18 protein-coding genes are annotated in these 26,520 nt (G+C 64.0%); 6 read left to right on the plus strand and 12 right to left on the minus strand.

Annotation, left to right across the window (positions count from 1 at the left end; genetic code table 11):
* Position 1 precedes the first annotated feature (1 nt).
* From HT051_RS03055 to HT051_RS03065, 3 genes are read right to left on the minus strand one after another with little or no spacing between them, the layout of a single operon-like run.
* Positions 2–562: a c-type cytochrome gene (locus HT051_RS03055; protein WP_174540677.1), complete on the minus strand. Its 561-nt coding sequence runs from the start codon at positions 560–562 to the stop codon at positions 2–4.
* Positions 559–1,419, minus strand: coding sequence for a substrate-binding domain-containing protein (locus HT051_RS03060; RefSeq protein WP_246810154.1), 861 nt, complete (start codon positions 1,417–1,419; stop codon positions 559–561). Before HT051_RS03060 ends, HT051_RS03055 begins: the two co-directional genes overlap by 4 nt.
* Complete coding sequence (locus tag HT051_RS03065) at positions 1,391–3,298, minus strand: PQQ-dependent dehydrogenase, methanol/ethanol family (RefSeq protein ID WP_174540678.1); 1,908 nt, start codon at positions 3,296–3,298, stop codon at positions 1,391–1,393. The genes HT051_RS03060 and HT051_RS03065 overlap by 29 nt, the downstream gene beginning before the upstream one ends.
* A gap of 224 nt (positions 3,299–3,522) precedes the next feature.
* On the opposite strand from HT051_RS03065, the gene HT051_RS03070 reads away from it, so the two are divergent.
* Positions 3,523–3,978 carry a pseudoazurin gene (locus tag HT051_RS03070; RefSeq protein WP_174540679.1) on the plus strand — a complete coding sequence of 152 codons (456 nt, stop codon included), beginning with the start codon at positions 3,523–3,525 and terminating at the stop codon, positions 3,976–3,978.
* Between the two features lie 61 nt (positions 3,979–4,039).
* On the opposite strand, the gene HT051_RS03075 is transcribed toward HT051_RS03070, so the two are convergent.
* Positions 4,040–4,360, minus strand: coding sequence for a multidrug efflux SMR transporter (locus HT051_RS03075; protein ID WP_174540680.1), 321 nt, complete (start codon positions 4,358–4,360; stop codon positions 4,040–4,042).
* Between the two features lie 153 nt (positions 4,361–4,513).
* On the minus strand, positions 4,514–6,037 hold the full coding sequence (locus HT051_RS03080) for a PLP-dependent aminotransferase family protein (protein WP_174540681.1): 1,524 nt from the start codon (positions 6,035–6,037) through the stop codon (positions 4,514–4,516).
* Positions 6,038–6,136: 99 nt separating this feature from the next.
* On the opposite strand from HT051_RS03080, the gene HT051_RS03085 reads away from it, so the two are divergent.
* The 4 genes from HT051_RS03085 (at position 6,137) to HT051_RS03100 (ending at position 14,100) form a co-directional block, all read left to right on the plus strand.
* Positions 6,137–8,152, plus strand: a complete 2,016-nt coding sequence (locus tag HT051_RS03085) for a molybdopterin-dependent oxidoreductase (RefSeq protein ID WP_174540682.1) — start codon at positions 6,137–6,139, stop codon at positions 8,150–8,152.
* An 81-nt stretch (positions 8,153–8,233) separates the two neighbouring features.
* A complete protein-coding gene (locus HT051_RS03090; RefSeq protein WP_174540683.1) occupies positions 8,234–8,971 on the plus strand; it encodes a type 1 glutamine amidotransferase in 738 nt (245 codons plus the stop codon).
* Positions 8,972–9,282: 311 nt separating this feature from the next.
* A complete protein-coding gene (locus HT051_RS03095) occupies positions 9,283–11,583 on the plus strand; it encodes an autotransporter-associated beta strand repeat-containing protein (RefSeq protein ID WP_174540684.1) in 2,301 nt (766 codons plus the stop codon).
* Positions 11,584–11,898: 315 nt separating this feature from the next.
* The gene (locus HT051_RS03100) at positions 11,899–14,100 is read left to right on the plus strand and encodes a calcium-binding protein (RefSeq protein WP_174540685.1); all 2,202 of its coding nucleotides are present in this window, start codon (positions 11,899–11,901) and stop codon (positions 14,098–14,100) included.
* A 23-nt stretch (positions 14,101–14,123) separates the two neighbouring features.
* Here the strand turns inward: HT051_RS03100 and HT051_RS03105 are convergent, their stop codons facing one another.
* The 5 genes from HT051_RS03105 to HT051_RS03125 all read right to left on the minus strand — a co-directional run bounded on the left by HT051_RS03105 (position 14,124) and on the right by HT051_RS03125 (position 18,953).
* Positions 14,124–15,095: a transporter gene (locus tag HT051_RS03105; RefSeq protein ID WP_174540686.1), complete on the minus strand. Its 972-nt coding sequence runs from the start codon at positions 15,093–15,095 to the stop codon at positions 14,124–14,126.
* A 147-nt stretch (positions 15,096–15,242) separates the two neighbouring features.
* On the minus strand, positions 15,243–15,665 hold the full coding sequence (locus tag HT051_RS03110; protein ID WP_174540687.1) for a hypothetical protein: 423 nt from the start codon (positions 15,663–15,665) through the stop codon (positions 15,243–15,245).
* Complete coding sequence (locus HT051_RS03115) at positions 15,665–16,057, minus strand: hypothetical protein (protein WP_174540688.1); 393 nt, start codon at positions 16,055–16,057, stop codon at positions 15,665–15,667. The genes HT051_RS03110 and HT051_RS03115 overlap by 1 nt, the downstream gene beginning before the upstream one ends.
* A gap of 168 nt (positions 16,058–16,225) precedes the next feature.
* Positions 16,226–17,911 (minus strand): arylsulfatase, encoded by a 1,686-nt coding sequence (locus HT051_RS03120; RefSeq protein ID WP_174540689.1) that lies wholly within the window; start codon positions 17,909–17,911, stop codon positions 16,226–16,228.
* A 52-nt stretch (positions 17,912–17,963) separates the two neighbouring features.
* Positions 17,964–18,953, minus strand: coding sequence for an HAD family phosphatase (locus tag HT051_RS03125; protein ID WP_174540690.1), 990 nt, complete (start codon positions 18,951–18,953; stop codon positions 17,964–17,966).
* 109 nt (positions 18,954–19,062) lie between these two features.
* Here HT051_RS03125 and HT051_RS03130 point away from each other — a divergent pair, with 109 nt between their 5' ends.
* Positions 19,063–19,755 (plus strand): Crp/Fnr family transcriptional regulator, encoded by a 693-nt coding sequence (locus HT051_RS03130; RefSeq protein WP_174540691.1) that lies wholly within the window; start codon positions 19,063–19,065, stop codon positions 19,753–19,755.
* 21 nt (positions 19,756–19,776) lie between these two features.
* On the opposite strand, the gene HT051_RS15205 is transcribed toward HT051_RS03130, so the two are convergent.
* Positions 19,777–23,130 carry an autotransporter domain-containing protein gene (locus HT051_RS15205; protein ID WP_174540692.1) on the minus strand — a complete coding sequence of 1,118 codons (3,354 nt, stop codon included), beginning with the start codon at positions 23,128–23,130 and terminating at the stop codon, positions 19,777–19,779.
* Positions 23,131–23,359: 229 nt separating this feature from the next.
* Positions 23,360–26,323, minus strand: a complete 2,964-nt coding sequence (locus HT051_RS03140; RefSeq protein ID WP_174540693.1) for a hypothetical protein — start codon at positions 26,321–26,323, stop codon at positions 23,360–23,362.
* Positions 26,324–26,520 lie beyond the last annotated feature (197 nt).

A 26,520-nucleotide genomic window follows, 5' to 3' on the forward strand; every position in this document is an offset into this window, starting at 1 on the left:
GTTACTCCTGCTCGTAGGCGGGCTCTTTGTCGATATCCGGGTTCAGCGAACGGATGAAGGCGGCGAGCTGATAGGCAGTGTCGCCCGGCACCAGCTCGCGGAAGGCCGGCATCCCGTTAGGACGCCCTTCGCGGATCGAAGCGGCAATGTTCTCCATGGAATCGCCGTAGATCCAATCCTTGTCCATCAGGGCCGGGCCCATGCCGCCGCCGCCATTGGCATGGCAGCCGGAGCAGTTGAAGGCGGTGAAGAGCTGTTTGCCGATGGCAATCGCCGCCGGGTCGCCGTCAAGCCGTTTGGCCGCTTCGCTCTGCTCGTCGACCGGGATCTTGCCGCCGGGGGCAATCGGCACCAGCGAGATCGCCGGCGGCTGATTGGCGGCCACTTGCAGCGCCGGGGCTTCCTTAGGGGCTTCCTTGGGGGCCTCGGCCTTCTCCGCCGGAGCGCTTTCGGTCTTGGTTTCGGTTTTGGCTTGGTCGTCGTTGCCGGCTTCGCCGCAGGCGGGGAGAGCCACAAGCAGGCTCAAGGCAAGGGCAGTGCCGATAGTCGTGATGGGTTTCATCGTGCTTCACCGAGTTTAGTTGGTTTATCGACGCGCGGCACGCCATAGCGGGCCAGCACGGCATCAATTTCGTCACGGCGTGCGCGCAACGCGTCGCCGATATCGCCGGCAAGGGCGGTATCGCCTTTACGCACGCCGATCGACATGTCGTAGGTCATCTGCATGAGGATCTGGGACGGGTCGAACAGCACCGGGGTGAGCTGCAGCGGCGGATCCTCCCGCGAGGCGAAGTAGCCTGCGATCGGACCCCAGACGATGGCGACATCGACATCGCCATCGGCCACGGCATCCATGATCGGCGAGAGCGGCGCGTCGGAGCCGTAATCGCCATAGACCATGTAGCCCTCGACATTGCCGACAATCCCGCGACGGGCGAGAATTTCGACCGGCGGCGAGTTGACGCCGTCCTCTCCGAGGAGCTGCACGCCGATTTTCATCTTGCGCAGCTTCGGATCGTCGAACGAGGTGACGGGAGCCTCGCCCTCGCGTTGCACGAAGGCATAGGACGACCGGTAATACGGCCGCGTGGTGAGCAGCATCTTCATTGCCGAAGGGATGCCCATCACCACGTCGCAATGGCCCGCCTTGATGGTGTTCCGCAGAAAAGTGCGCCGTTCCGGGAACCAGTAATAGCTGAGCTTGGCGCCGAGTTCGTCGGCGATGATCTCGGCGATCTCGTTCTCGAAGCCCGATCCGTCCTTCTTGGAATAGGGCAGGTTATTGGGATCGGCACAGACACGGAGCTCCCGGGCGCTCGCCGCCTCGGGGGCCGCCGTGAAGACGGCCCCCATAAGCGCTGCGGCGAACAGACCGGCGCCGACCCAACCCCTACTCGTTGTCGGGAAGGGTGAAGGCATAGAGCGTTCCTCCCGCCGTGGTGTAGTCGGGCAGATCCCGCATGGCATTGACGAAGCCGAGCGCGGACGTGCCGTCGCGCGGATCGAGATTGCCGGCCACGATGGCACCGGACCAGCCGCCGACACCGGAGAGAACGGCGACATATTGCTTGCCGTCGGGCCCCTTCCAAGTGGTGGGCTGGCTGATGATGCCGGAGTCGGTCTTGAACTTCCAAAGCTCCTTGCCGTTGCGGGCATCGACGGCTTTGAACCAGCGGTCCATGGTGCCGTAGAAGACGACATCGCCGGCGGTGACCACGGCGCCGCTCCAAGCCGGGAAGCGCTCTTTGATGCTCCAGACTTCCTTGCCCTTGGCGAGATCCCAGGCGGAGAACTCACCGCGGTTGCCGCCGGGGCCAGGCTTCATCCACACATCGGCGCCGACATAAGGCGTGCCGGCGATATAGCCGACCGAGACTTCCTTATGGTCCATGCACAGATTGTTGTGGGGCAGGTAGAGCAGGCCGGTCTTCGGCGAATAGGCCGAAGGCTGCCAGTCCTTGGCGCCCGGTGCTGCGGGGCAGAGATCCTTCACCACCTCGCCGATTTCCGGCTCACCGTCCCGGGCCCACTTAATCTCGCCGGTCTTCAGGTCGACACCCTTCGACGTGGTGATATGGGCGTAGGGCTCAGCGGAGAGCAGCTCGCCGTTCACGCGGTCGATGATGTACATGTAGCCGTTGCGGTCGGGGTGGACGAGGACTTTGCGCTTCTTGCCCTTCCAGGTCATGTCGAGAAGCATGTTCTCGTTCACCGCATCGTAGTCGTTCCAGTCATGCGGGCTGAGCTGGTAGTACCAGAGCGCTTCGCCGGTATTGGCGTCGCGGGCAAAAATGCCGGCGGTCCACAGATTATCGCCAGGGCGCATAGAAGCATTCCACGGACCCGGATTGGACACGCCGTGATAGACGATGTTCAGCTCCGCGTCGTAGGAGACCCAGCCCCAGCCGGACCCGCCGCCATGTTTCCACATGCCTTCGGGCCAGGACGAGACGCCTAGGTCTTTGCCCTTATAGCGGTCGTAGAACGGCTTGAACTTCTCGCCGATCTTCACGTCGGTGTCGGGGCCGGTGTTGTAGGCCTTCCAGAGCAGCTTGCCGGTCTCCTTGTCCAGCGCGGCCACCCAGCCATGCACGCCCATCTCGCCGCCGGAATTGCCGACGATGATTTTGTCGCCGGCGATTTGCGGGGCCATGGTCATGGTCTCACCCATCTCGATCTTGCCGAGAGGGGTGCGCCAGAGCTCCTTGCCGGTCTCGGCATCGAGCGCGACGGTGGTCGCGTTCAACGTGTTGAAGAACACCTTGCCGTCCGAAAAGGTCGGACCGCGATTGACGACGTCACAGCAGGCCACGCCTTGAGCGGCGAGCGGCTGCTGCGGGGTGTAGCTCCATTTCAGCGGTGCGCCCGGCTTGGTGAGGTCGAGGGCGTAAAGGTGGTTCGGATAGGAGGTGACGACGTAGAGCGTGCCGTCGACGACAAGAGGCACCGCCTCCTGGCCGCGATTCACGCCGAGGGAGAAGGTGAAAGCAACCTGCAGGTCCTTGGCGTTTTCGGGGGTGATTTGATCGAGCTCGCTGAAGCGGGTCAGCGCGCTGGTCTTGCCAGGCATCGACCAGTTCGGATCGGCCTGATCCTTGGCGGCAAAGGCGGGGATTTCCGGCCGGCCGTTTTCCGACGTGTCGCCTTCGGGCTTGGGCGTTTCCGTGCTGGAAGCCTCTTCGGCGGCAGTGTCATCGTCTTGCTGCGCGTATACGGGCAGCGGGGAAAGAACGAGGGTGGCAAGGAGTGCGAAAACTACCCCTGCCTTCGTTCCGGAATTGGAAAAAGTAAGCTGCATTAATGTCCTCCTGGAGGTGCCAACATATGCGGAGGACGCTGGTTCCGGCAGGTGACGATGTTTGCGTTTTGTCGCGGTTCGGTGGGGCATAAGAGCGCGATTTTTCCCAGACGCACCGCTTGCAGTTCACGTCTTAGGCTGCTTTAAATCATAACTCTAAAAGTCATGTTTTTTGGCGCAGACGGCAGAAGGCCGATCGCGCCGTTCCAGGGAGGAAAATCTGCATGGTTTCACGCATTATCCCGGTGCTGTTTGCCGGGTTCGCCGTTCTCTGTCTTTCCGTATCGGGCGCAGCTGCGGCCGAGCACGTTATCGAGATGCTGAATGATGGCGGGGACGGGCAATACATGGTGTTCAAGCCCGACTATCTGGAGGTCGAGGTGGGCGACACGATCAAGTTCGAGCCGGTGGATCCCGGCCATAACGCCGTGACGATCCCCGAGGTTTGGCCGGAGGGTGTGCCGCATGTGGAGGGCGAGATCAGCGAGCCTGTTTCCTTCACCGTGGAGAAGGAAGGCGTCTACGGCATCAAATGCGTGCCGCACTTTATGATGGGCATGATCGCGCTGATCGTCGCCGGCGAGCCGGTGAACGCCGCGCAGGCGGAAAGCTTCGAGGTGCCGGCGATGGGCAAGGAGCGCTACGACTCGATCAAGAGCAAGCTCGAAGCGGACGAGTAGTCCGCTCTCGGGCAAGCATGGGGCCGGCGCCCTGCGGCCGGCCCCAACCGGGGCTTTACGTCTAGCTGGTCGAGGTCAGCTTCAGGCCGATCACACCCACCACCACCAGCAGCATGCTGCCGATGCGCACCGCCGTCAGCGGCTCGTTGAGCAGGACGAAGCCGGCCAGCACGGTGCCGATGGCGCCGATACCCATCCAGGTCAGATAAGCGGTTCCCAGCGGCAGGCTGCGCATCGCGGTCGACAGCAGCACCACGGAGATCGCCATGGTGCTGAAGGCGATGAGCGTCGGGGCGAGCTTGGTGAAGCCATCGGATTGCTTCATGGTGTAAGCCCAGACGACCTCGAAAAGGCCGGCGATGATCAGATAGACCCAAGCCATCGGTGCACCCGTTTGCCTAGCCAGGGGCCGCGGGTGCGGTCCCCCTGTGAGAGGGAGAATGATTGTCGGGGCAGAGATGACCGAGCCCGTCCACAAGATCAAGGGATGGCGTTAATTTGCCGCCACCCCTTCCAGTGACGGAGAGCGAGGCGGCTAGGCGTTTCGCTGCTGGCGCCGACGCCCATGCTCCGCGCCCGCCTGCCGGCTAAGGGCATGAGAGAGCTGCCGCATGGCGCTCTCAGCCCGATGCGGATCGAGGGCGGCAAAGCCGAGCAGCCAGCCGGCGCGCTTCTGCTTTCCAAGATAGAGACGGCTTAGGGTCGGCAGCTCGATGCCTGCCGCGGCGGCGATGCGCACGGTTTCCGCCTCGTCCAGTCCTTCGCGCAAATAGGCCGCCATATGCAGCCCGCCCGCCGGATGCACGGGGTCGGCGAAAGGCGAGAGATGTCTGTCGAAGGCCTCCAGGAAATTGTCGCGGCGGGCGCGGTAGAGCTCGCGCATGCGGCGGATATAGGCGGTGAAATGCCCCTCGCGCATGAAGGCGGCGAGCACGGCCTGGGCGATCGGCGCGGTGTGGCCGTCGATCAGTGTGCGCCCGGCGACGAAGGCGGGAACGAGGCTCTCGGGCAGGACGATATAGGCGAGGCGGATGCCCGGAAACAGCACCTTGGAGAAGGTGCCCAGATACAGCACGCGGCCCGCGTGATCGAGGCCTTGGATGGCGGCGATGGGGCGGCTGTCATAGCGGTATTCGCTGTCGTAATCGTCCTCGATGATCCAGCCGTTCGTCGCTTCCGCCCAGCGGATCAATCCGAGGCGGCGCTCCAGGCTGAGCGTCGCGCCGGTGGGATATTGGTGCGAGGGGGTGACGTAGACGGCGCGGGCCTCCAGGGCCGCGCTGGGCAGTGCATCGCCGATCAGCCCTTCCGCATCGACCGGGACGGGCGCGAGATTGAGCCCGGCATTGCGGAAGGCGAGACGCGCGCCGTGGAAGCCCGGCTCCTCCATGGCGAGGCTGTCGCCGGCATCCAGCAAGAGTGTGGCGATCAGGCCGAGCGCCTGCTGCGAGCTGTTGAGCACGACGATCCGATCTGCGGTGCATTGCACGCCGCGATGGGCGGCGAGATAGGCGGCGATCTCTTGGCGAAGATCGGCGCGGCCCATGGGCTCGGCATAGAGCAAGGCTTCGCGCGCGCTTGCCTGACGGTGGTCTGCGAGCACCCGCGCGGTCAGCTTGCGCCAGGTCTCCAAGGGGAATTGCTGGATATCGGGGAGGATGACGAAGGGATGGGCGTCGCGATGATCGGGCGCGCCGCCGCTTTGCGCGATCTCCTTACCGCGGCGGGAGAGCACGGCTTCGGGCTTCGGCGAGATGTAAGGCTTTCGCGGGCTGGCGAGGAGTCCCGGCTCGATGGCGGCAACGAAGCTGCCGCTGCCGAGGCGCCGTTCGATATAGCCCTCCGCCTCGAGCTGCTGATAGGCGCTCTCCACCGTGTCGCGGGCGAGCTTCGCCTCGCTTGCCAGAAGCCGGCTGGAGGGCAGGCGGTCGCCTTCGCGCACATGCCCCTCGGCGATCAGGCGGCGGATGGCGTTTTGCAGCCGCACCGTCAGCGGAGCGCCGGGCGCCTGGTTCTGATCCAGGAAGGTGATTAGCTTAAGGGCGGTCTTCCTTCGCATAAGCGGTCTGCTTGGAGCTTCCAAAGTGGTGGGGTCTGCCAGACCACTTTAACGCTAGGCTCAACCCACAAGAAACGGAATCTGCGCATTGAGGCCGGCATGCTCGATACGGTGGTGAAGACGACGTGTCCGCGGGATTGCTACGACGCCTGCGGGATCAGCGTGGTGGTGCGCGATGGCGCCATCCACAAGGTGAAGGGCGATCCGGACCATCATGTCACGCGCGGCAAGCTCTGCCAGAAATGCGCCATTGCCTATAACGGGGCGTTTCTCGACGAGGGCCAGCGCGTCGCCTTTCCGCTGAAGCGGATTGGGCCGAAGGGCGAGGGGCAGTTCCAGGCAGTGAGCTGGGAGACGGCGTTCGACGATATTTCGCGGCGCCTGCAAGTCATTCTCGCCGGGCACGATGCGCGCTCGATCATTCACACCCATTACACCGGCACGGTCTCGATGATCGCCGGCTGGTTTCCGATCCGCTTCTTCAACCGGCTCGGGGCGACGGAAGTCGATCCCGATACGATCTGCAACAAGGCGGGCCATGTGGTGCTGGAGCATATGTTCGGCACCTCGCTTACCGGGTTCGATCCGCGCCAGCTGCGCGACGCCAAATCGCTGCTGGTCTGGGGCGGCAATCCCTCGGCCACGGCGCCGCATATGCACGACGACTGGATCCGCTCGGAGAGCGTGCCGCTGATCGTGATCGACCCGATCGCCCATGAGACGGCGCAGGATGCCGATCTTCATTTGCAGCTGAAGCCGGGGAGCGATGCGGCGCTGGCCTTCGGGATGCTGCATGTGATGGCGCGGGAAGGGGCGCTCGACCGAGAGTTCCTTGATGCGCATACGGTGGGCTTCGAGCTGGTGATGCCGGCCATTGAGGCGGCGACGCCCGAGGTCACCGAAGCCAAGACCGGCGTGCCGGCGGCGTTGATCGAAGAGGCCGCGCTGCTGTTCGCTTCCGGCCCTTCGCTGCTCTGGCTGGGCCAGGGCATGCAGCGCCAGCCGCGCGGCGGCAATGCGTTCCGGGCGGCGGTGCTGCTCAGCGTGGCGACGGGCTATCTCGGCCAGGCGGGGGCAGGCTTCTGCTACATGAACGGGGCGGAGACGCGCGGCGTCGACGACGAGTTCTTGAGCGGGCCGGAGCTGCGCAAGGATGGCGGCGCCAGCATCAGCCATATCGATCTCGCCGCGACCTTGTCGCATCCGGCGCGGGCGACGGCGCTGTTCACCTGGAACAACAATGTGCTCGCCTCCAGCCCGGCTCAGGACAAGCTGCGCGAGGCGCTGGCGCGGGAGGATCTGTTCACCGTGGTGGTCGATCTGTTCCGCACTGATACGGCGGCCTATGCCGATTACGTTTTGCCGGCGGCGAGCTTCTTCGAGTTCGACGATCTGGTGTTCCCGTATTTCAACAACACCATGTCGGCGCAGGCGAAGGCGGTGGAGCCGGTGGGCGAGGCGCTGCCCAATCAGGAAATCTTCCGCCGCCTGTCTCTGGCCATGGGTTTTACCGAGCCGCAGCTCTATGAGAGCGATGTGGCGATGCTGCGACGGCTGATCGCGCAGACTTCGTTCGAGGGGAGCTTCGACGATCTGAAGGCGGCCGGTACGGTGGAGCTCTGCGAGCCGCTGATCCAGTTCGAAGAACTCAATTTCGCGACGCCGTCGGGCAAGATCGAGGTGGCCTGCGAAAGCCTGGCCGAGATGGGCCAGCCCTTGGTGCCGGAGGCCCATGCCGATCAAGCCCCCGAGGCTGGCTGGCTGCGAGTGCTGTCGCCGGCCTCGCCCTGGCTGATGAATTCCACCTATTGCAACGACGCCAAGATCCAGTCGCGCTTGGGCACGCCGAAAGTGTTCCTCGCCGAGACGGAGCTTGCGCGCCGCGGGCTGAAGCACGGCGATCAGGTGATCTTGCGCAACGCCACGGGCGCCTTGAGGCTGGAGGCCTCGCTCTCCGGCGACGTGCCGGAAGGGGTGGCGCTGGTGCATAAGGGGCGCTGGCTCGGCAGCTCGCATAAAGACGCCAATGTGAATGTGCTGAATGCCGGGCTGAAGGCCGATGTCGCCGACAGCACCGCGGTGCACGGCGTGCTGGCGGAGCTGGTGCGCGCCTAAGGCTCTGGCGAGAGGCATCGTTTCGAGGCAGAGTTCCGCCGCCCCAAAACGCCGAAAATCCGAAACCCATCAGGAGAAATTATGAAGGCCATCGTTCTGCAGCATCTGCCCATCGAGCATCCGGGCATCTTCCGGGATTTCTTCGCCGAGGACGGGATCGAGATCACCACGGTGGAGCTGGAGCAGGGGGAGGAGATCCCCGATCTTGCGCCATTCGACTTCATGGTGGTGATGGGCGGCCCGCAGGACGTCTGGCAGGAAGAAGGGTTCCCCTGGTTCGTGCCGGAGAAGGCGGCGATCGCCAAATTCGTCATGGAGATGAAGCGGCCCTTTATCGGCATGTGCCTCGGCCATCAGCTTCTCGCCGAGGTGGTCGGCGGCAAGGTGGCGCCGGGCGAAACGCCGGAGGTGGGCGTGCTCAACGTGGAGAAGACCGAGGCGGGCAAGCAGGCGCCCTTCCTGCAGGGCACGGCAGACGTGATGCCGGTGCTGCAATGGCACGGCGCGGCGGTGCAGTCGCTGCCCGAGGAGGCGGTGGTGCTGGCCTCGTCGGAAGCCTGCCCGATCCAGATCTTCCGCTACGGGACATGCGCCTTCGGGCTGCAATGCCATATCGAGATCACCGAAGAGACGGTGGACGATTGGGCGGTCGTGCCGGAATACGCCGCGGCGCTGGAAAAGGCGCTTGGCGAAGGCGCGGTCGACGATCTGCGGGGCAAGGTCCAAGAACTGCTGCCGCAGTTCAACCGCGACGCCCGCACCATCTACGACAACTTCAAAGCCGTTCTTGCGGCGCGGCAGGCCGAGGCCGCGGTCTGAGAACGACCGTCGCGCTCAAATCGGGCCTGCAGGCGTAAGACGCTTCTGCGCCAATCACGGCTTTCGCCAATTTCTTTCGGCTTTTTCCGCAATTCCTTCGTGGATCGGCACTCTGGTTACCGAAGAGTTACTTCGCGGTGACCGCCTCCCGGCAGGGTGCTCGGCGAAAATTGCGTCGGCATGCGATGTGTCCCGCCAGCCGTGCCGGTTGGACACGGGCGAAAAAGACGCAAAACGCCGAAATTTCGAACGTCTGGAAGGCAGCCTTGCGGTTTCGAATACCGCCGCGAAAGGCTGCAGGGAGGTAAGCAATGGCCGACATCACTTGGGGAGGCGGCTCCGGCGATTTCAATGACGATGCGAACTGGGTTGGCGGTACGGCCCCCGGGACCGGGGACGTCGCCGTCTTCGTGGCGGGCACAGCCGGAAGCTTTACGGTCGATATTACCGCCAACGTATCCTTCGACGGCTGGCGCAACGAGGGGGGCACGTTCTCGCTTGAGAACGACAGCGACAGCACCGTCTACTTTTACGAAGGGATCGAGGTCACAGGCGGCTCCGCCACGTATCGGAACTATGATGGGGGGACGACAACTTTCACCGGCAACGGCACCTATGTGGGCGACGTCCATATCACCAATATCGGCGAGATGAACTTCACCAATAATGCCGCTGCCGGTTCGGCAGAGATCTTTAATGCGACGGTCACCGGCGAGCTGAATTTCTACGACTCCTTCCTGGCCGGTGCCACCGTCATAAATCACGGCTTTCTCGACCTCTATTCCGGCAGCACGGCAGGCACTTCCGACATCACCGTCGCCAGCACCGGCGAGATGGTTTTCCATACCGGAACCACGGCCGATCAGGCGGAGATCGCCAATCGCGGTGATCTGTATTTCAACGATGGCAGTACTGCTCGCTTCGCGACGATCACGACGAACAACGGCGGCACGACGGTCTTTGCCAGCGGCGCCGATGGCGAGAGCGCCATCCTCATCGCCGAGGCCGGCGGCGTGGTGGATTTCACCGCCGCGCCCGATGCGGGGCATTGGACGGCCGGCTCGATCGCCGGTGCTGGCACATATCAAATCGGTGCCAACGAATTCCGGGTCGGCAGCAACAATTCGTCGACCGAGGTGAGCGGTGTGATCGAAGGCACGGACGGGCAGCTGGTGAAGACGGGTACCGGCACGCTGACCCTCTCCGGCACCAACACCTATAGCGGTATCACCCGGATCGCCGAGGGAAGCTTACAGGTGGACGGCTCGATCTCGGCCTCGGCCGGGATCACGGTGCAAGACGGCGGCACGCTCGGCGGCAGCGGCATGGCGGTCACCACGGGGCAGGTGATTGTGCAAGATGGCGGCACGATCGATGCCGGCCCGTCTGGGGCGCCGTCGACCGGCGTCTTACAGACCGGCGCGCTGCAGTTCCAAGACGGCTCGATGTTTCATGCCGATATCGACGGGACCAATGCGGGGACTGGCTACGATCAGGTCGCCGTCACCGGGCAGGTGTTTCTCGATGGCGAGGCCGAGCTCGACTTCGCCATCACCTATTCGGTGAGCGTCAACGACACTTACGTGCTTATCGACAATGACGGCGCTGAGGCGGTGCACGGCACGTTCAAGGGGCTCGCCGAGGGGGACGAAATCGCCAGCGATGGCTGGTTGCTCGACATCACCTATGCGGGGGGCGACGGTAACGATGTGACGCTGACCTTGCTTGGCGCCTCCATCACCGGCACGGATGGCGACGATATCGTCGATGGCAGCACCGCACCGGTGGGGGAGAACCCCGCGACATCGGGCAGGGATGAAATCTTCGGTCTGCGCGGCGACGACACCCTGCTGGGGCTTGCCGGCGACGACACGCTGGATGGCGGCCAGGGCGTGGACACGCTCAACGGCGGTGCCGGCGACGACATTTTCCAGATCAAAGGGGCCCAGGGTCTGCATGACGACATGGATGGCGGTGCCGACACCGACACGATCGAGGTGCTGGGCAACGGGGCGGTCAAGCTCGACGGGTTCAAGGCGCATGTGGCCTCGATCGAGGCCTGGGACGGCAACGGCAAGTCCGTGAAAGGAACCGGAGCCAAGGACGTGTTCGACTTCAGCGGGCTTAGCTCCGTCAAGCATCTCGACTTCATCGACGGGCGCGGCGGCAACGACCGCATCGTCGGCAGCGATTCCCGCGACGATCTGCGTGGCTCCGTCGGCATCGATACGCTGATCGGCGGCGCGCAGAGGGATGTCCTCTCCGGCGGTAAGCAGGGCGACAAGCTGACCGGCGGCGCGGCGCGCGATTTGTTCGATTTCGACAAGCTCAACGAGTCCCGGTTCGGCAAGCATCGCGACAAGATCACCGATTTCGGCCACGGCAACGACGATATCGATTTGCGCGGCATCGACGCCAAGAGCGGTGGCGGCAATCAGAAGTTCAAATGGATCGGCCAGCAGGACTTCTCCGGGCAGAAGGGCGAGCTGCATTACGTGAAAAAGGGCCACCACGTGCTGGTGGAAGGCGATGTGAACGGCAATGGCCACGCCAACTTCCAGATTCTGGTGCTGAATCACGGTGCGCTGCACAAGGGCGACTTTCTGCTCTAGGCGGATCGTCGTGCCCAGGCGCGCACAATGGTTACGCCCAGCCCCGGGGCCGTCGATTTGCGTCGCCCGGTCGATTGTAGAAGGATTGGCGGAGCGCCTGAGGCGGGCCTCCCGCCGTGGAGCATGGGGTTCGCCTCGCACCAGTTTGGAAAAAAAGTGTCTTCGGCGCCCTCCCTTTCTGCCCGTCCCGCCTGATCGAAGCGCTGCGGTTACCAATCGGTTACCGAGCGGTGACCGCGCCTTGTCAGTGTGCTCGGCGAAACAAGGCCGTCACGCGATCCGTCGTCGCTACGGCAAGCCGAACGGAGGCGTGAAATGGCAAACATCTCTTGGCTGGGCGGCTCCGGCGACTTCAATGTCGACGGAAACTGGGGTGGTGGCGTTGCTCCCGACGCCAGCGACGTCGCGGTTTTCGATACGTCTAGCGGCACGGTCAGCTTCTCGGCAGACACCTCCTTCCTAGCCTGGCAGAACGAGGCGGGCGACTACACCCTCACCAATCCGGGCTACACGATCAGTTTCATAGGCGACGGGATCGACGTGATCGGCGGATCGGCCACGCTGCAGAACGATTCCGGCGGCGCCATCCATTTCAACGGCAGCAGCTCCGCCGGCAGCGCCACGATCCTCAATGATGGCAATGTCCGGTTCTATTCCAACGCGAGTGCCGGCTCGGCGGATATCACGATCGGAGCGACCGGGCGGATCGACTTCTATGCCGGCACCACGGCGGACCAGGCGGAGATCACCAATAATGGCGATCTGCGCTTTCAGTCCGGAAGCACCGCCGAGAACGCCACGATCGCCAACAACAACTCGCTGCAATTTATCGGCGCGTCGGCTGGCAATGCCACGATCACCACGACGAATGGCGCCGATGTGATCTTCGACAGTGCCGCCGACGGCGGCACTGCGGCTTTCATCACGGAAGCCGGCGGCACGGTGCAGTTCTCCGCCACCCCCAATGCGGGGTTCTGGACCGCCGGCTCCATCGCCGGTGCGGGCACGTATCTTATCGGCGGAAATGAACTCAGGGTCGGCGGCAACGACACCTCCACCGAGATGAGCGGCGCTATCCAAGGGGTGGGCGGTTCGCTGGTGAAGACCGGCACCGGTACCCTGGCTCTTTCCGGCAGCAACAATTTTACGGGCGCGACTACGGTTTCCGAAGGCACGCTGCAGGTGGACGGCTCGATTGCCGCATCAAGCGGGGTCACCGTGCAAGACGGTGCAACGCTCGGCGGAAGCGGCACGACGAGCAGCGTGACGCTCCAGGCCGGCGGAATACTCAATCCCGGCGATGCAGGGGAGACGCTGCCTTGTGGCGTGTTGAGCGTCGGCAATCTGTTGTTTTCCAGCGGCTCGAGCTACGCCGTCGACCTCTCGGGCACGGCTGTCGGAACGCATTACGACCAGGTCGATGTCACGGGAGCCGTCGTCCTGAGCAATGCGACGCTTTCCATCTCGGTCAATGTCAACGTGGCGGCGGGCTCCGAGTTCATCATCATCGCCAATGACGGGACAGACGCCGTGGCCGGCACGTTTAACGGGCTCGCCGAGGGACAAGAGTTCACCAGCAATAGCCGCGTTTTCGAGATCAGCTATAGCGGTGGCGACGGCAATGACGTGGTGCTGTCGATTGGCGGTGCGGTGATCACCGGCACGCCGAATGCCGATATCTACAATGGCAGCAGCACGCCGGGGGCGACGAACGGGCGGGATATCATCTCTGGTCTTGGCGGCGACGATTTGCTGTTCGGCCTGGCGGGGGACGATACGCTGAATGGCGGCGAAGGGGTCGACACGGTGAACGGCGATGCCGGCAATGACATCTTCGAGATTCAAGGCGCGCAGGCGCTGCACGATGTCATGGATGGCGGCGCAGATACCGATACGATCGAGGTTATCGGCAGTGGCGCGGTGATGCTGGACGGATTCAAGGCGGCGGCTTCCTCCATCGAGCAATGGGACGGTAACGGGAAAGGCGTCAAGGGCACCGGCGCCAAGGACGTGTTCGACTTCAGCGGGCTCACCTCGCAATCCGGTCTCGACTTCATCAATGGGCGCGGCGGCAACGACCGCATCGTCGGCAGCGATTTTCGCGACGACTTACGCGGCTCGGTGGGAATCGACACGCTGATCGGCGGTGGGCAAAGGGATGTTCTCTCCGGCGGTAAGCATGGCGACAAGCTGACCGGCGGGGCGTCGCGCGATCTGTTCGATTTCGACAGGATCAACGAGTCCCGGTTCGGCAAGCATCGCGACAAGATCACCGATTTCGGCCACGGCAATGACGATATCGATTTACGCGGGATCGACGCCAAGAGCGGCGGCGGCAATCAGAAATTCAAATGGATCGGCAAGGCGGACTTCCACGGCAAGAAGGGCGAGCTGCATTTCGAGAAGCAAGGCAAGCACGTGGTGGTTGAGGGCGATATCAACGGCGATGGCCGCGCCGACTTCCAGATCCTGGTGCTGAATCACGGCGCCATGCATAAGGGCGATTTCCTGCTTTAGCCCAACGTCCCGCGCGGGTTTCGCTATTGAGCCGGCGGTGCCGAAAGCGGCATGGTCACGGTGACGAAGCCGGAATCGCCTTCAAGGCGGTTCTTCACGTCGAATTCGTGGAAGTATTTGAGGCTGGTGGTCACCGGCAGCTTGCCGATGGCGAAGTTGAGATTGGCCACGGGGCCGATGCCCGCGACGCGGCCCTCGAACGGCCCAAGGCGCGCGCCGGCCCCGCTATCCCCAGTCACCTGATCGTAGAAATAGCCGTTCACGCCGATGCCGAAGGCTTTGGAGAAATTCTGCACCACGGCATATTCGAAATGGAACTCGGTGCCGGTGGTGTAGTCGGTGTCGGGATTCTCGCCGTTGAAGGTGAAGCCGGCGGCGCTGGAGATCTCAAGTCCGATTTCAGGATCGAGCCAGGTGAAGGCGCCGGTCAAGTCCACGCCCCAGCGGTTAAAGCCGATATTGGCGAGGTTGCCGCGCTGCCAATAGCCGAGCGGCACGTTGATCAGCGTGCCGAGGGTCCAGTTCCAATTGCCTTCGTGCCAGCCGAGGCTGACGCCGGGGACCGGATCGCCGAAGCGGGTCTCGCTGTCGTCGCGTCCGGGGGTGAGGGTGACGCCCAGCGCAGGGACCGGAATGGTCGCGCCGGCGCTGACATCCTTTGAGCCGATAGGGACCAGAACCAAGAAGCCGATATTGCCGCCCAGCACCTCGCCGGGGGCCACCCAGAGCGGCGTGATCAGATTGTAGTAGACGTCGGCATCGACGCCGCCGTTCAGGGTGAGGCCGGCGATATTCAGCGAGAAGTCGGTGCTGCCGGAATAGATGTAGTTATAGTCCTGCAGATAGGTGCCAGGCGGGGGCAGATAGCCCGCCATGGTGGTCTTGGAACCCAGCAGATAGAAGCCGGCTGCGCCTTCCGCGGCGCGCGCACTCCCCAAAGGTGCGCATAGAACCCCGAGACCGGCAAACAGCACGCAAGCAAACCATTTCCACATGGTCTCGCCCCTTGCTTTTCGCGTCTTGGTTGCATCATAGCGCGGCGGGGCGGGCTGGGCGATACGCACCGCCGCGTTGGCGATAGCTTTTCGCGCAACTGTTGCCAAAACGCCCGCCCCGGGGACGCTAAATGTCTCGACTGGCCCTCAAGGCTGGCCGGTGCATTTCCCTGTCACTGCGAGGGAGGCGTCGGGGGTCGAAACACCCGCCGACAGGACGCCGGTCTTACGCGCGATTAGCGCGCTCCAGGATCGTGGCGTTGGCGCGTTTTCGGCGCCGAGGCCATGGAGCAGGATGTAGTCGTCGGTTACGGAGATATTCTTGATATCCGCCGAGCGGGGATCCTGTCCAAGCGGTGCGGATTTCAGCTTCTTATTCTCCACGTCGAGAAGCATCACCGGCGCCAGATTGGCGGTTTCGAGCGATATGCGCTGGCAGCCCGCCATGTCGGCACACTCATAAACCTCGTTGATGGCGCAGAGATAGGCATTGCCGGAAGCCAGTGCCGGAGTCGAACCGGCCAGGAGCATTGCCACCCCGAGGCCCGCTTTGAAAATCGAAATGCGCATTATTCGCCTCCCTTCGACATAACGGTGTAGCCCCGGCCTTCCAGGCACAGCGCCCCGGCCGCCAAATACTCCTCGTAAAGCGCGTTGAGACGGCGCACATCGGCAGAGCCCCGCGCACCGGCAAAGCCGCCGCCGCCCCAGCGCGGATCGGTAAAGCCGGATGCCGCGTCGAGCTTTTCGGTGACCTTCAAGATGGTGCGGGTTTTCACCCCGGCCATCTGAGCCTGATAGATGGCCGTCGGATCGAAGCCGGTCTGCTCGACGGCCCATTCGTGGCAGGCCGCGCGGTCGGTTTTTTCCTTCTCGGGGGTGACGCCTTCCTTATAGGCCAGAAGGGCGCCGCCAGTGTCGGATTGCGCCTGGGCAGTCGTCGCGGCGGAAGTCAGCGCCAAACAGGCGATCGCGACCCCGCAAAAGATAGTCCTCGTTCGCGTCATCGGGTTCCTCCCTTCGAAAAACGGCCCCGGTCTTCGCCGGGTTTGCCGTTTGGTTGCTCCGCCGGCAGACGCCGTCTCGGAAACAAAAAAGGCGGCCCGTTTTAGGGGCCGCCTTCGATTGGGCTAGTTGCCGGTCGGTAATCCGAGATGGAAGCCGTCCTTGGCCAGCTCGTCTCTAAGATATTTGAAGTTCTGATACTTCGTGATGGTGATCGGTCCGGTATAGGTCTCGCTCTGAAGCTTACGTGGCGGATATTTCACGTAGCTCTTCATCAGCTTGGCCACCGATTCGTTGGCCGGGACCACGGCCCAGGTGCTTTCGGTGAAGGTGGTCATAAAGATGTCGTAGCGCTCCTGCGGATCGGCCAGAAGGTCGAACACCTGAGGCACCGTGGCGACATATTTGCTCGCGCCCTTCCAGCCGAGATTGGTGTCGACGGCGAGGCCGCCGGTATCGGCTCCGTCGTCGCCGCGGAGGTTGAACACGTATTTGAACTGGTTGACGCGGACAGCACCCGGCGACAGCTCATCCTCGGTGAAATAGAACCACCAGTTCCGCTTCGAGTCTCCCGCACCGGTCCAGATCGGGGTCATATCGTAGCTGTCGAAGATGATCGGCTTGCCGTCGCGGTCCTCGGTTGGCAGGTCGGTGCCGGCGATGGAGGCGAAGGTGGCCATCAGATCGAGGCCGCCGGAGATGTCGTCGCTGACGGTGTCGGCCTTGACGTGGCCGGGCCAGCGCACCATCGCAGGCACGCGGTTGCCGCCCTCGCGGACGGTGCCCTTTGTGCCGCGGAACGGCGTATAGCCGGCATCCGGATAGACATCCTGCCAGGCCCCGTTATCGACGGTGTAGAACACGATGGTGTTGTCGGCCAGGCCGAGCTCGTCGAGCTTCTTCAGGACGTTGCCGACCCGGGTATCCAGCTCGACGACGGAATCGGCATATTTCGATTTCGAGATCGACTTATGCTCGAACTCCGGCGCCGGCAGGTTGGGCTGGTGGTTCTTCATGAAGTTGATGTTGATGAAGAACGGTTTCTCCGACTTGGCCGCGTCGTCGAGAAACTCCATCGCCGCCTTCTCGATATACTGATCGAGATAGGGGATGCCGACGACGCCCTTCTCCGGGGTGTCGACATATTCGCCGTTGACGGCCCAATCCTGCTTGGCCGGCTCGCCGGCATCGCCGGACAGCGCGCCCTTGGTCACCTTCTGGAACATCGCCCGCAGCTCCGGGCTCATATTGGGGAACCACTTCGGATCGCCATAAGTGTACGCATTGAGGTGGTAGAGGAAGGCATACTTCATGTGGTCGTAGCCTTGCGCATTGGGCAGCGCGTAGTCGGATTCGCCCAGATGCCACTTGCCGGTGAAATAGGTCTCGTAGCCGGCCTGGTTCAGCACCGAGCCGAGGGTCCATTCCGCATGGGGCAGGCCGCCGCCCTGGCCCTGGAAGGCGACGGTGGTCATGCCGGAGCGGTTGGGAATGCGGCCGGTCTGGATCGCGGCGCGGCCGGGCGTGCAGCTCGGCTGGCCGTAGAAATTGGTGAAGGTCATGCCTTCCCTGGCAAGACGGTCGAAATTCGGGGTCTGCATGCCCCGGGCCTTGCCGCCGAGATAAGCGCCGAGATCGCCCCAGCCGGTATCGTCCGAGACGATCAAGACAATGTTGGGCTGCTTGGTATCTGTGCTGCCTTGTGTAGCGGTATCTTGCGCATCGGACTCCTGCGCAACAGCGGGGGCGCCAAATGTCATAGCCGAGGCTATGACGGCGGCGCCGAGACCGAACAACGATTGCAAACGCATTGGAACGCTCCTCCTAAAGAATGCCGCGCAGCGCCCCAATCGCGCCTCCCGGCTACTGCTTCTCCGGAAACACCTGTTTCCAGTCGTTCTTCATATCCATGACCACCCAGCCTTTTTCGTTGGCGTCGTCGAGCGCCTTATCGAGGTGGCCGAACTCAGAGTTGCGGTCGTAAGCATATTCCCGTTTTGCGTCGGTGTGGTGAACAATCAGCCCAAAGCGCGCACCGTCTCCCGAGGTGGTCCAGTCCAGCATTTCGTAGTCGCCGTCGGAATTGCCGAAGGCGGCGATGGGGCGCTGGCCGATATGCTGGTTGATGCCGATGGGTTTGCCGTCCTTATCGTCGATGAAGTTCATCTCGGGCAGACGGATCAGGGTCGGCACGCCGTCCTTCACCTCGTATTTGGTCTTGATGCTGGAGCCGACGGTCTGGGCCGGCGGGATGCCGTAAATCGGCTCCGCCCAGGCGCGCATGAACTCGATGCCGCCGCCGGAAACGATGAAGGTCTGGAAGCCGTTGGCGCGCAAGTACTCCATCAGCTCCAGCATCGGCTGGTAGACGAGCTCGGTGTATTTCTTCTTGAAGCGCGGCTGCTCGGCGGTGGCGAGCCAGTCGTTGACGATGGTCTGGAACTCCTCCGGCGTCATGCCGGCATGGGTCGCCATGATCAGCTCGAGCAGTCCTTTCTTGCCCGATTTGGCGAGGGTCTTCATGTCGCCTTCCAGCGCCGCCTTGAAAGGCTGCTGCTCCTTCCACTCCGGATGCTCGTTGGAGAGCGCTTTCACACGGTCGAGGGCGAAGGCGAGCTGCACATACATGGGCTGCTCGATCCAGAGCGTGCCGTCATTGTCGAAGGTGGCGATGCGATCCTTCGGCGGAACGTAAGCATCGCTTTCCGGCGTGGTCACCCGCGCGACGAAACTCTCGATCGCGTCTTTGGTGGGGCCTTCGTTCCAGGAGGGGAGAGGATCGGTCTGCGCTAATGCGCCCGAAGCGCAAAAAACCATACCGGCTGCAATTGCAACCCGAGCCAGGAATCGCATGACGTCCTCCCTAGACGATGTTTGCCGCAATGATACAGTCGCTCGCGGCGTAAAAAACGCTCATTTGACGGCATTAAAACCATTGATTTTGGGGCAGGGTGAGCCGGTTATGAATCGCGACAACGGAAAACTGCAGTCCGCGCTCGGCGTGCTTGCGAAACGGGGATGGTACTCGCAGCGCTCCGAGGAGACGCAAAGGCGGCTGGCGACGATCGCCAAGCTGCGCGAGCTCGGTGCCGACGAGGCGGTGTACCTGGCCGGCGACGATCCGGCCGGCGTTTACGGTTTGGTGGAGGGGTCGGTCAACATCTCGTTTCCGCGGGGCGATGGCGAGGTCTATGTCATGCACCGCGCGGCCATCGGGTTCTGGATCGGCGATCTTGCACTGTTCGCGCAGAAGTCGCGGCTGATTTCGTTGCATGCGGGCGATGCCGCTGTGCTGGTGGAGCTGCCGAGCCCGGCATTGCGACGCTTGCTGAACGACGATCCCAGGCTCTATGCCGATTTTTACGCCATGACCTATGAGAATGTAGAGATCACGTTTCAGGCGGTTACCAATCTCTCCATTGCATCGGTGGAGAAGCGTGTTGCCGACCGATTGCTAATGGCAGCTTCGGCGAGACCGGAGGGCCAGGAGTGGATCGAAATCTCCCAGCCGGATCTGGCGCGGCTTCTGGCGATCTCGCTGGCGACCTTGCAGCGCGCGATTCGGCGCTTCGCGCAAGAGGGGCTGGTGGAGCGGGGCTATGGACGGATCAAGGTGCTCGATCCGGAAGGCTTGCGGCGGGTGTGCCTGAGCTGAGGCGCTGCCCGAGGGGCCGACTTAAAATTTCCAGCGGGCGCGGCCTTCAATGCCATGCTCGTCGCCATCGGAGGCAAGCTGGCCCTCATAGGAAAGGCTGAGAGTCGCGGCGGCCGACAGGGCGATGTCGAGGCCGGCTTCGATGAGCGCGCTGTCTTGGGCGATCGGCACGCCTTGGATGTCGAAGCCTGTCCCGCCGGAAGCAAACGCCAAGGCAAGTCCGGTATCGGGCCGGTCGAAGGCATGCAGCCAAGCGAGGCTGGCGCGCGGACTGAACCGGATTCCGAGCATGTCCATCTCGAGGCCGGCGCGAAGGCCGAGAGAGGAATAGGTGACGTCCTCGCTATAGCCGGAGCCGGTGAGCGATGCGATGCGCCCGCTCTCGGTAAAGCCGTCGGTCTCCTGGTGCACGTAAGCAAGACCGGCGAAGGGCTCCGCCGAAACCCCGCGGCCGGGAAGCAGACGGTAGGCCAATTCTCCGAAGGCTTGCGCCTGATTGCCGTCGTAGGAGGATTTCTCCTTTTCGAAGAAGCCGGGGAACGCGACCGCGCGGTTGGTGTCGATCTTCTGCCAGGACCAGGCTCCGCCGGCCCGCAAGGCGATGCGCCCGATTTCGCCGCCGCCATAGACCAGCAGGTGATAGGCATCCACCGACGCCGTGCTTGCCCGCGCCGCGGCGTCGAGGCTGGCATGGCTGTAGCCGCCGGCAAGGCCGGCCCGCCAGCCTTGCACGATCTCGGTATCGATACCGGCGACGACACCGCCGACGGTGCTGTCGAGGGGCGCCGCGTTGTGGTCGCCGTCGAGGCCGCCCCAGCTGCCGAAACCCTGGCTCCAGACCGTTGGGCCGGTGTTGCGGAGCGGCTGTAGCGCTGCCAGATCGTCGGCGTCGTAGCCAAGCGCCATCATCTGCGCATCGTATCTCGATCCCTGAAGTGCGGCGGCTTGCGGACCGCCGCTTCCAAGCGTGTTGCCGTAAGAGGCCTGCACAAGCCGGTCCATCACCAGGCGGCGCATATACCAGCTCTGATTGATCAGCGCGCCGCCGAGCGAGGCATGCAGCTCGCCGGAGAGGGCGTCGAAGGCGTGGCGCGCGCCGGGGGCGGTCTGGTTCAGGACCGCGATCAGCAGCGGGTCGTTGTCCGGCAGCGCATCGAGCGCATGGGCGACCTTGCACTGGTTCGGCGAGACCGCGACCGCGCACAAGCCCTTGTGGCCGCCTCCGCGGATCGGGACCAAGGTCAGATAGACATTGTTCGTATCGTAGCTGAGCTTGCCTTCGAGGAAGGCGAGGTTCGTTGCGACATCGCTGTCGAAACTGCCGCGCCGCGAATCGGTGGTCTTGAGGATCGTGTAGCGCGTGGAGGGCCGGTAGGTGCCGCTCTGCGCCAGCACGCTCACCTTGGCCGTCTTATCGATCGTCGCGGTGCCGTTGACCTGGATCCGATCCGAGCTTCGGTCCGCATTCACCTCGACCTGATAGACCGATCCGGACTCGAAGCTGAGATCGCCGCGGACCCTGATGGTGCCGATGGAATTGCCCGGCGCGAACGTGCCGCCGCGGTTGATGACGGTGGCCGGCAGGATGCCGGTGCCACTGATGACAGCGCCGCTATCGACGGTCACGCCCGAGGAAGTCTGGAGCGAACCGTTCACCGTCAGCAGACCGCCATCCACGGTGGTGGCCCCGCTGTAGCTATTGATGCCGTTCAAGACGGTGGTTCCCGCGCCCGACTTGACCAGAGACCCGGAATTGGCGCCGTTGCCCGTGTCGTCGGCGATGCCGTCGCCGATGATCTGGATCTCGCGGCGGCGCGGCTGGAAATTGACCGTGGCGTTCTGCAGGAAGATGCCGGTGCCGGCGGCTTGACCGGTTCCGCCGGCGCCGAGGCCCGCACCGCCGGTCACCGTGCCGCCGCCCATCTCCCCTGAGCCGCGGATAACGAGCGTGCCGCCATCGCGCACGAACACGGCGCCGCCGAAGGCCGCACCGCCGCCGCCGCCGCTGGAGGTCGCATCGCCGCCGCCGAAACCGCCTGCGCCTTGCGCGCCGCTCAGGGAAGACGCCCCGCCGCCGCCAAAGCCGCCATTGCCGGCATTTCCGCCGACGCTCGATCCGCCGCCGCCACCGAAGCCGCCATTGCCGCCATTGGCGTCGTCACCGCCTCCTCCGCCGCCGAAATCGCCGCCATTGCCGCCCTGTGCGGTGCTATCTTCTTCGGCTCCGCCGCCGCCGCCGAAATAGCCGCCCGCACCGCCATTCGAACCGCTCGACGTATCCGCGCCCGAACCGGCCCCGCCGCCGCCGCCGCCGAAGCCGCCTGCGCCACCGCTCGCATTTCCGCTGCCGGCCTGTCCGCCTCCTCCTCCGCCGCCGAACATATTGCCTGCGCCGCCGGGCGATGTCTCACCGCCACCGCCTCCGCCGCCGCCTTCCAACGGGGCGTCTTCACCGGCGGATTCGTAGTCGCCGCCTTGGCCGCCTTGCGCTGGAGAACCGCCTCCGGCACCTCCGTAAAGACCGCCGCTATTGTCTCCGGCATCGGTCAGGCCTCCGCCGCCGCCGCCGCCGAGGTCGCCATATCCGCCGCCGCTCGCGCCGCCGAAGCCGCCCCCACCGCCGCCGCCTGGCGCCGTGCCGCTATCGGCGCTGCCGCCGACGCCGTAGAAACCGCCGCCGCCACCGCCACCGCCGGTGGAGCCTGGACCGCCGCCGCCCAGCGCCCCGCCGCCGCCTGCGCCCGAACCGGGGTCGAGGCTTATCGAATGGCTGGAGCCGCCCTCTCCATAAAGACCGCCGCCGCCGCCGGTTGCGCCGGCACCGCCGCTCCCCCCGAGACCGCCGCCGCCTCCGGCGTCGTTGGCGCTGCCACCGGTGGCCGAATTGTTTCTGAAATTGACCAGGTCCAGCACGACGGTGGTGTTCTGATCGACGAACAGGCCGCCGCCGGCGCCCATACCGCCGCCTGCGCCGGCACCGCCGGTCGCCGCGCCCCCCTCGATATTCAGATTGCTGATCGTGACGGTGGGGCCACCGGAAGAGGTGGGAGAGGAGGACGAGATGAAGAACGGCCGGAACTGATTGTTGCCGTCGATGGTGTTGCCGTTTCCGTTGATGGTGAGCGATTGCCCGTCATCGAGCACCACGGGCGCCACCGCGCCGGTCATGGTGAAGGAGCTCGTGATGTTCAGGGTATGGCTGTTGGCGTGGTCCAAGGCGATGCTTTGCATCGCAGCGGCGAAGGATGCCTGATCGGAAACGGTAAACTCGGCTGCCTCTGCGGCCGAGAGGCAGGTGCCGCCAGCGATTCCCGCCGCAACGAGTGCCGTCCCCGACAGCAGGATTTGTCGGAGCAGATCTTTATGTTCCGCCAAAGCCCGGCCCCCCGGCGTCGTGTCGGCGATTCGCGGTCGCTAATACCGATAAATATTCCGAATACGGACAATCCGTCTACAGACTATTTCCCCAGGCGCGGATGCCGCCGGCACCGGCTTGTCGATCCTCGGCTTCGTCACACCACCACGGGGCGGGGCGCCGATCAGCTTCGCCGTGGGCAGCAATTCGACGGGACGGCGAAGCCGGGGAAGGAGAGGGCATAGCGCCCTAGTCGTGGTCTGTTTCGAGCAAGGCGGTCAGGCCGCGGATTTCCCTCTCATTGCCGAGCTCGGTTGCCGTGCGCATGGCTACGGCGTAGAGCCGTTCGGTAAAGCCGACGCGGGAAAGCCCTTCCTTGGCGACGCTGAGGGCGCGCGACCAATCGCTGGCGCCAGTGAGCCCTTCGGCGAAATCGGCGAACAGGTCGGAGACGATGCCCTCGATATGCTGACGATAGACCAGGGTGCCGACGTCGCTTCCTTGCGAGGGCGCGAAGGGGCCTGCGTAAAGTGTCAGCATGCGCTGGTAGCGCGCGGCCGGCGACCAGGTGGGCGAGCGGCTCAGCGCTTCCAATTCCCAGGCATCGACCGAGACGAGATCGGCATTCAGCATGACCCGTCCGCCGGCGGTAACGACGGCATCGGCTTCCCCGAAGAGTTGGCGCAAGCGGTAGACAGTGGATTTGAGACGGTTGCGCCCGGCGGTTTCGTCGACATCGCCCCAGATGCGGTCGATGAAGGCTTCGGCCCGGTCGCCGCTGGGGCCGGCGGCGACTAGCTGTGCGGCAAGGGCGATGGGGCCTTTTTGCATCTTGCCCGATTGCAGCAGCGAGCTGCCGTGGCGGAAGATATCGATGCCGCCTAAGCTGACGATCTGGAGCGGCTTTTCGGTAGGCGACGCCTTGGGTTGTTCGGCGGCGAGGTGGAGAACCCGCAGCAGCTCGTGGGCATAGCCGGCTTCGATATTGGCATCGACCGCCATGTTCAGCAGCTCCGCCATTTCCTGCCGCCGCAGCCAGGGATGCACGTAGATGCGTTTCGCCGCGCCGGCTGAGAGCGCCCGCTCCAGATAAGGCTTGGCGCGCTCCGGTCTGCCGCTCGAAGCGGCGAGTGCCGCGCCGCGCAAGCAAGAGATAAAGATCAAAATGGCGCTGCGTTGCGCTTGGGCGATACGGCGCGCCTTCCGCATCCGGGTCAAGGCTTCGCGCCGCTGGCCCATGCTCTGGGAGATCGCTGCGAGGCCCAGTCCGTAATAAACCGGCGAGATCGAAAAGCCGGATTCGATGGAGGCGCGATACGCAGTCAGGGCGTGGGTCATGGCCGCTTCGAAGCGGTCTTCCAGCCAGTGATCGTAGGCACTGAAATGCTCGTGGATCGCCACGTCATGGGGGCGGGAATGAGGGCCGAGCCGGCTCGCGAGCAATGCGAGGTAGTCGCGCGCCCGCTGCCGGTCCTCCAAGGACATGACCTTGTAGAGCGCCGCATTGAGCATCGGCACGTCCCAGAAATAGAGCTGATACCGGTCGGTGGCGGCCAGGCCCTTATCGACGGTGGCGATGACCTCGGTGGCATCGGGCTCGAAGATCGACATGAATTCGGTGGAGACGACGTAGCGGGTGCAGATATCGGCCGGTGCGGCGGCTTCCTCGTCGAAGATGTAGTTCAGCCTGGTGCGGACCTGGCTTGCCTTCCAGCGCTCCCCGTCGCCCCAGCAATAGCGGAACATCAATTGGATGCCCCGGCGGATGGTCTCGTGGCGGGGCATGTTCTGCCAGAAGCAGGCGAGATCGCGCTCTTCCCATTCGGGAAAGTTGGGGTGCTCGGGTGCGCGGAACGATAGGGCCGCGAAGGCGCCGCGGGCGAGCTGGGCGTCGTATTCCGGTCGGTTCAGCTTTTTGGCCAGTTTCTCTAGCTCGGGCAGCTCCTCGATCAACGGATCGAACAGGCTGCAATCCACCCATTCGAACCAGATCGCGTCGACCAGGGCGGCCCAGAGCGGGATGATGTAGTCTTCCGCCGCTTCCGCCTTGGCTTTCTGGTAGGCCTCCGACAGGAGGGCGCGGGCGCGGGGCGGGTTGAGATTGAGCAGGGAAACGCCGAACCAGTATTGCAGGCCGATGGTCTTGCCGCGCTCTTCTTCAGGCATGGCCTCCAATGCGGTGTAGAGCACGCCGAATTCGCCAGCTTCAGCGAGCTGCGGCGCCGCCTCCAGGACGGCATCGCGTAACGCCTCCCAGGCTCCGACCGACGACAGCAGCGTCAGGCCGGCATGGAGATCGCCTTCGGCAAGAAGCGCTTCGCCGGCGCGTTTGCTGATGGCGAGGACCTCGGCCTCCGGCAGTCCTTCGGGGCGGTGATGAGCCACCGCCGCTTTCAGCAGATCGTGGATTTGAAGCCGTCCGCCGCCGTCCATTTCGACGAACAAGGTCTTGCGGGCCAATCTGGCGACGGAGGCTTTCGAGAAGGGCGCCCCGACACTCTCGGCCAGCATTCCGACGGGCATATTGGGGAGGCGGACCGCGCGAAGCAGAAAGTCGAGATCCTCCTCGCTGAGAGGCGCGAGAACCTCATTCGCCAATAGCTCAAGAAGCGGTGCGCTGGTTTCCGCCGCCGGCGCAACGGCGTTCGCTCCGGTGTTGTGCCGGCCGCCTTGCAGCAAGAGCCTGGCGCCGAGGATCCAGCCGCCCGATATCTCCGCAAGCTCTTCTGCGCTCCAGGAGGCGTCGCCGCGCTTGGCGGCGATAGCATCGATCAGCAGAGCGGCCTCGTCCGCCTCGAGGCGGAGATCGTCGAAGGTCACGACATCGTTCCGCCCGTTTGCCGCGTGCCAGGACCAGCAAGGGTCGGGCGGGGCGCGGCTGGCGAGAACGACTTGCAGATCCGGGTTCAGATCGCGAATGGCGTTGGCCAGCAAGTTGGAGGGCTGGGAATCCTCGCCGACGACATGCAGGTCGTCGATGACGAGCATGAGGCTGCTTTCGCCCGTTATGGCGGCTTTCAACAAGCGCCGCAGATAGGCTTGGGCAAAGGCGATGTCCTCCGAGCCCAGCGGCGGCAGGGATTTTCCCGGCATGGCATTGCCGATGGCGGAGACCAGCGCACTGAGGAAGGTGCCGGGTTCGGCAAAGCGTGGCTCCATGCGGAGCCAGACCGAGCGGCCGCCGGCGGCGTGCATAAGCTCTTCTGCCAGCATGGTCTTGCCGCTGCCGGCCGGCGCGGAAAGCCAGATGACGGGGCGATTGCGTTCAAGAATGCGGCGGGCAACAAAACGCGAAATCGCAATATTTTCAGAACTATACCCTTGCTCCACAGATTATTTCCATTTGTTTTGCCGCAATATCCTGGCGCGTTGTAACTTTATCGGTGGCGCCAGGAGTGCAACGGAAACTA

This window comes from Methyloligella sp. GL2, from assembly GCF_013341275.1.
In the GTDB taxonomy this organism is placed as follows: Bacteria; Pseudomonadota; Alphaproteobacteria; order Rhizobiales; family Methyloligellaceae; genus Methyloligella.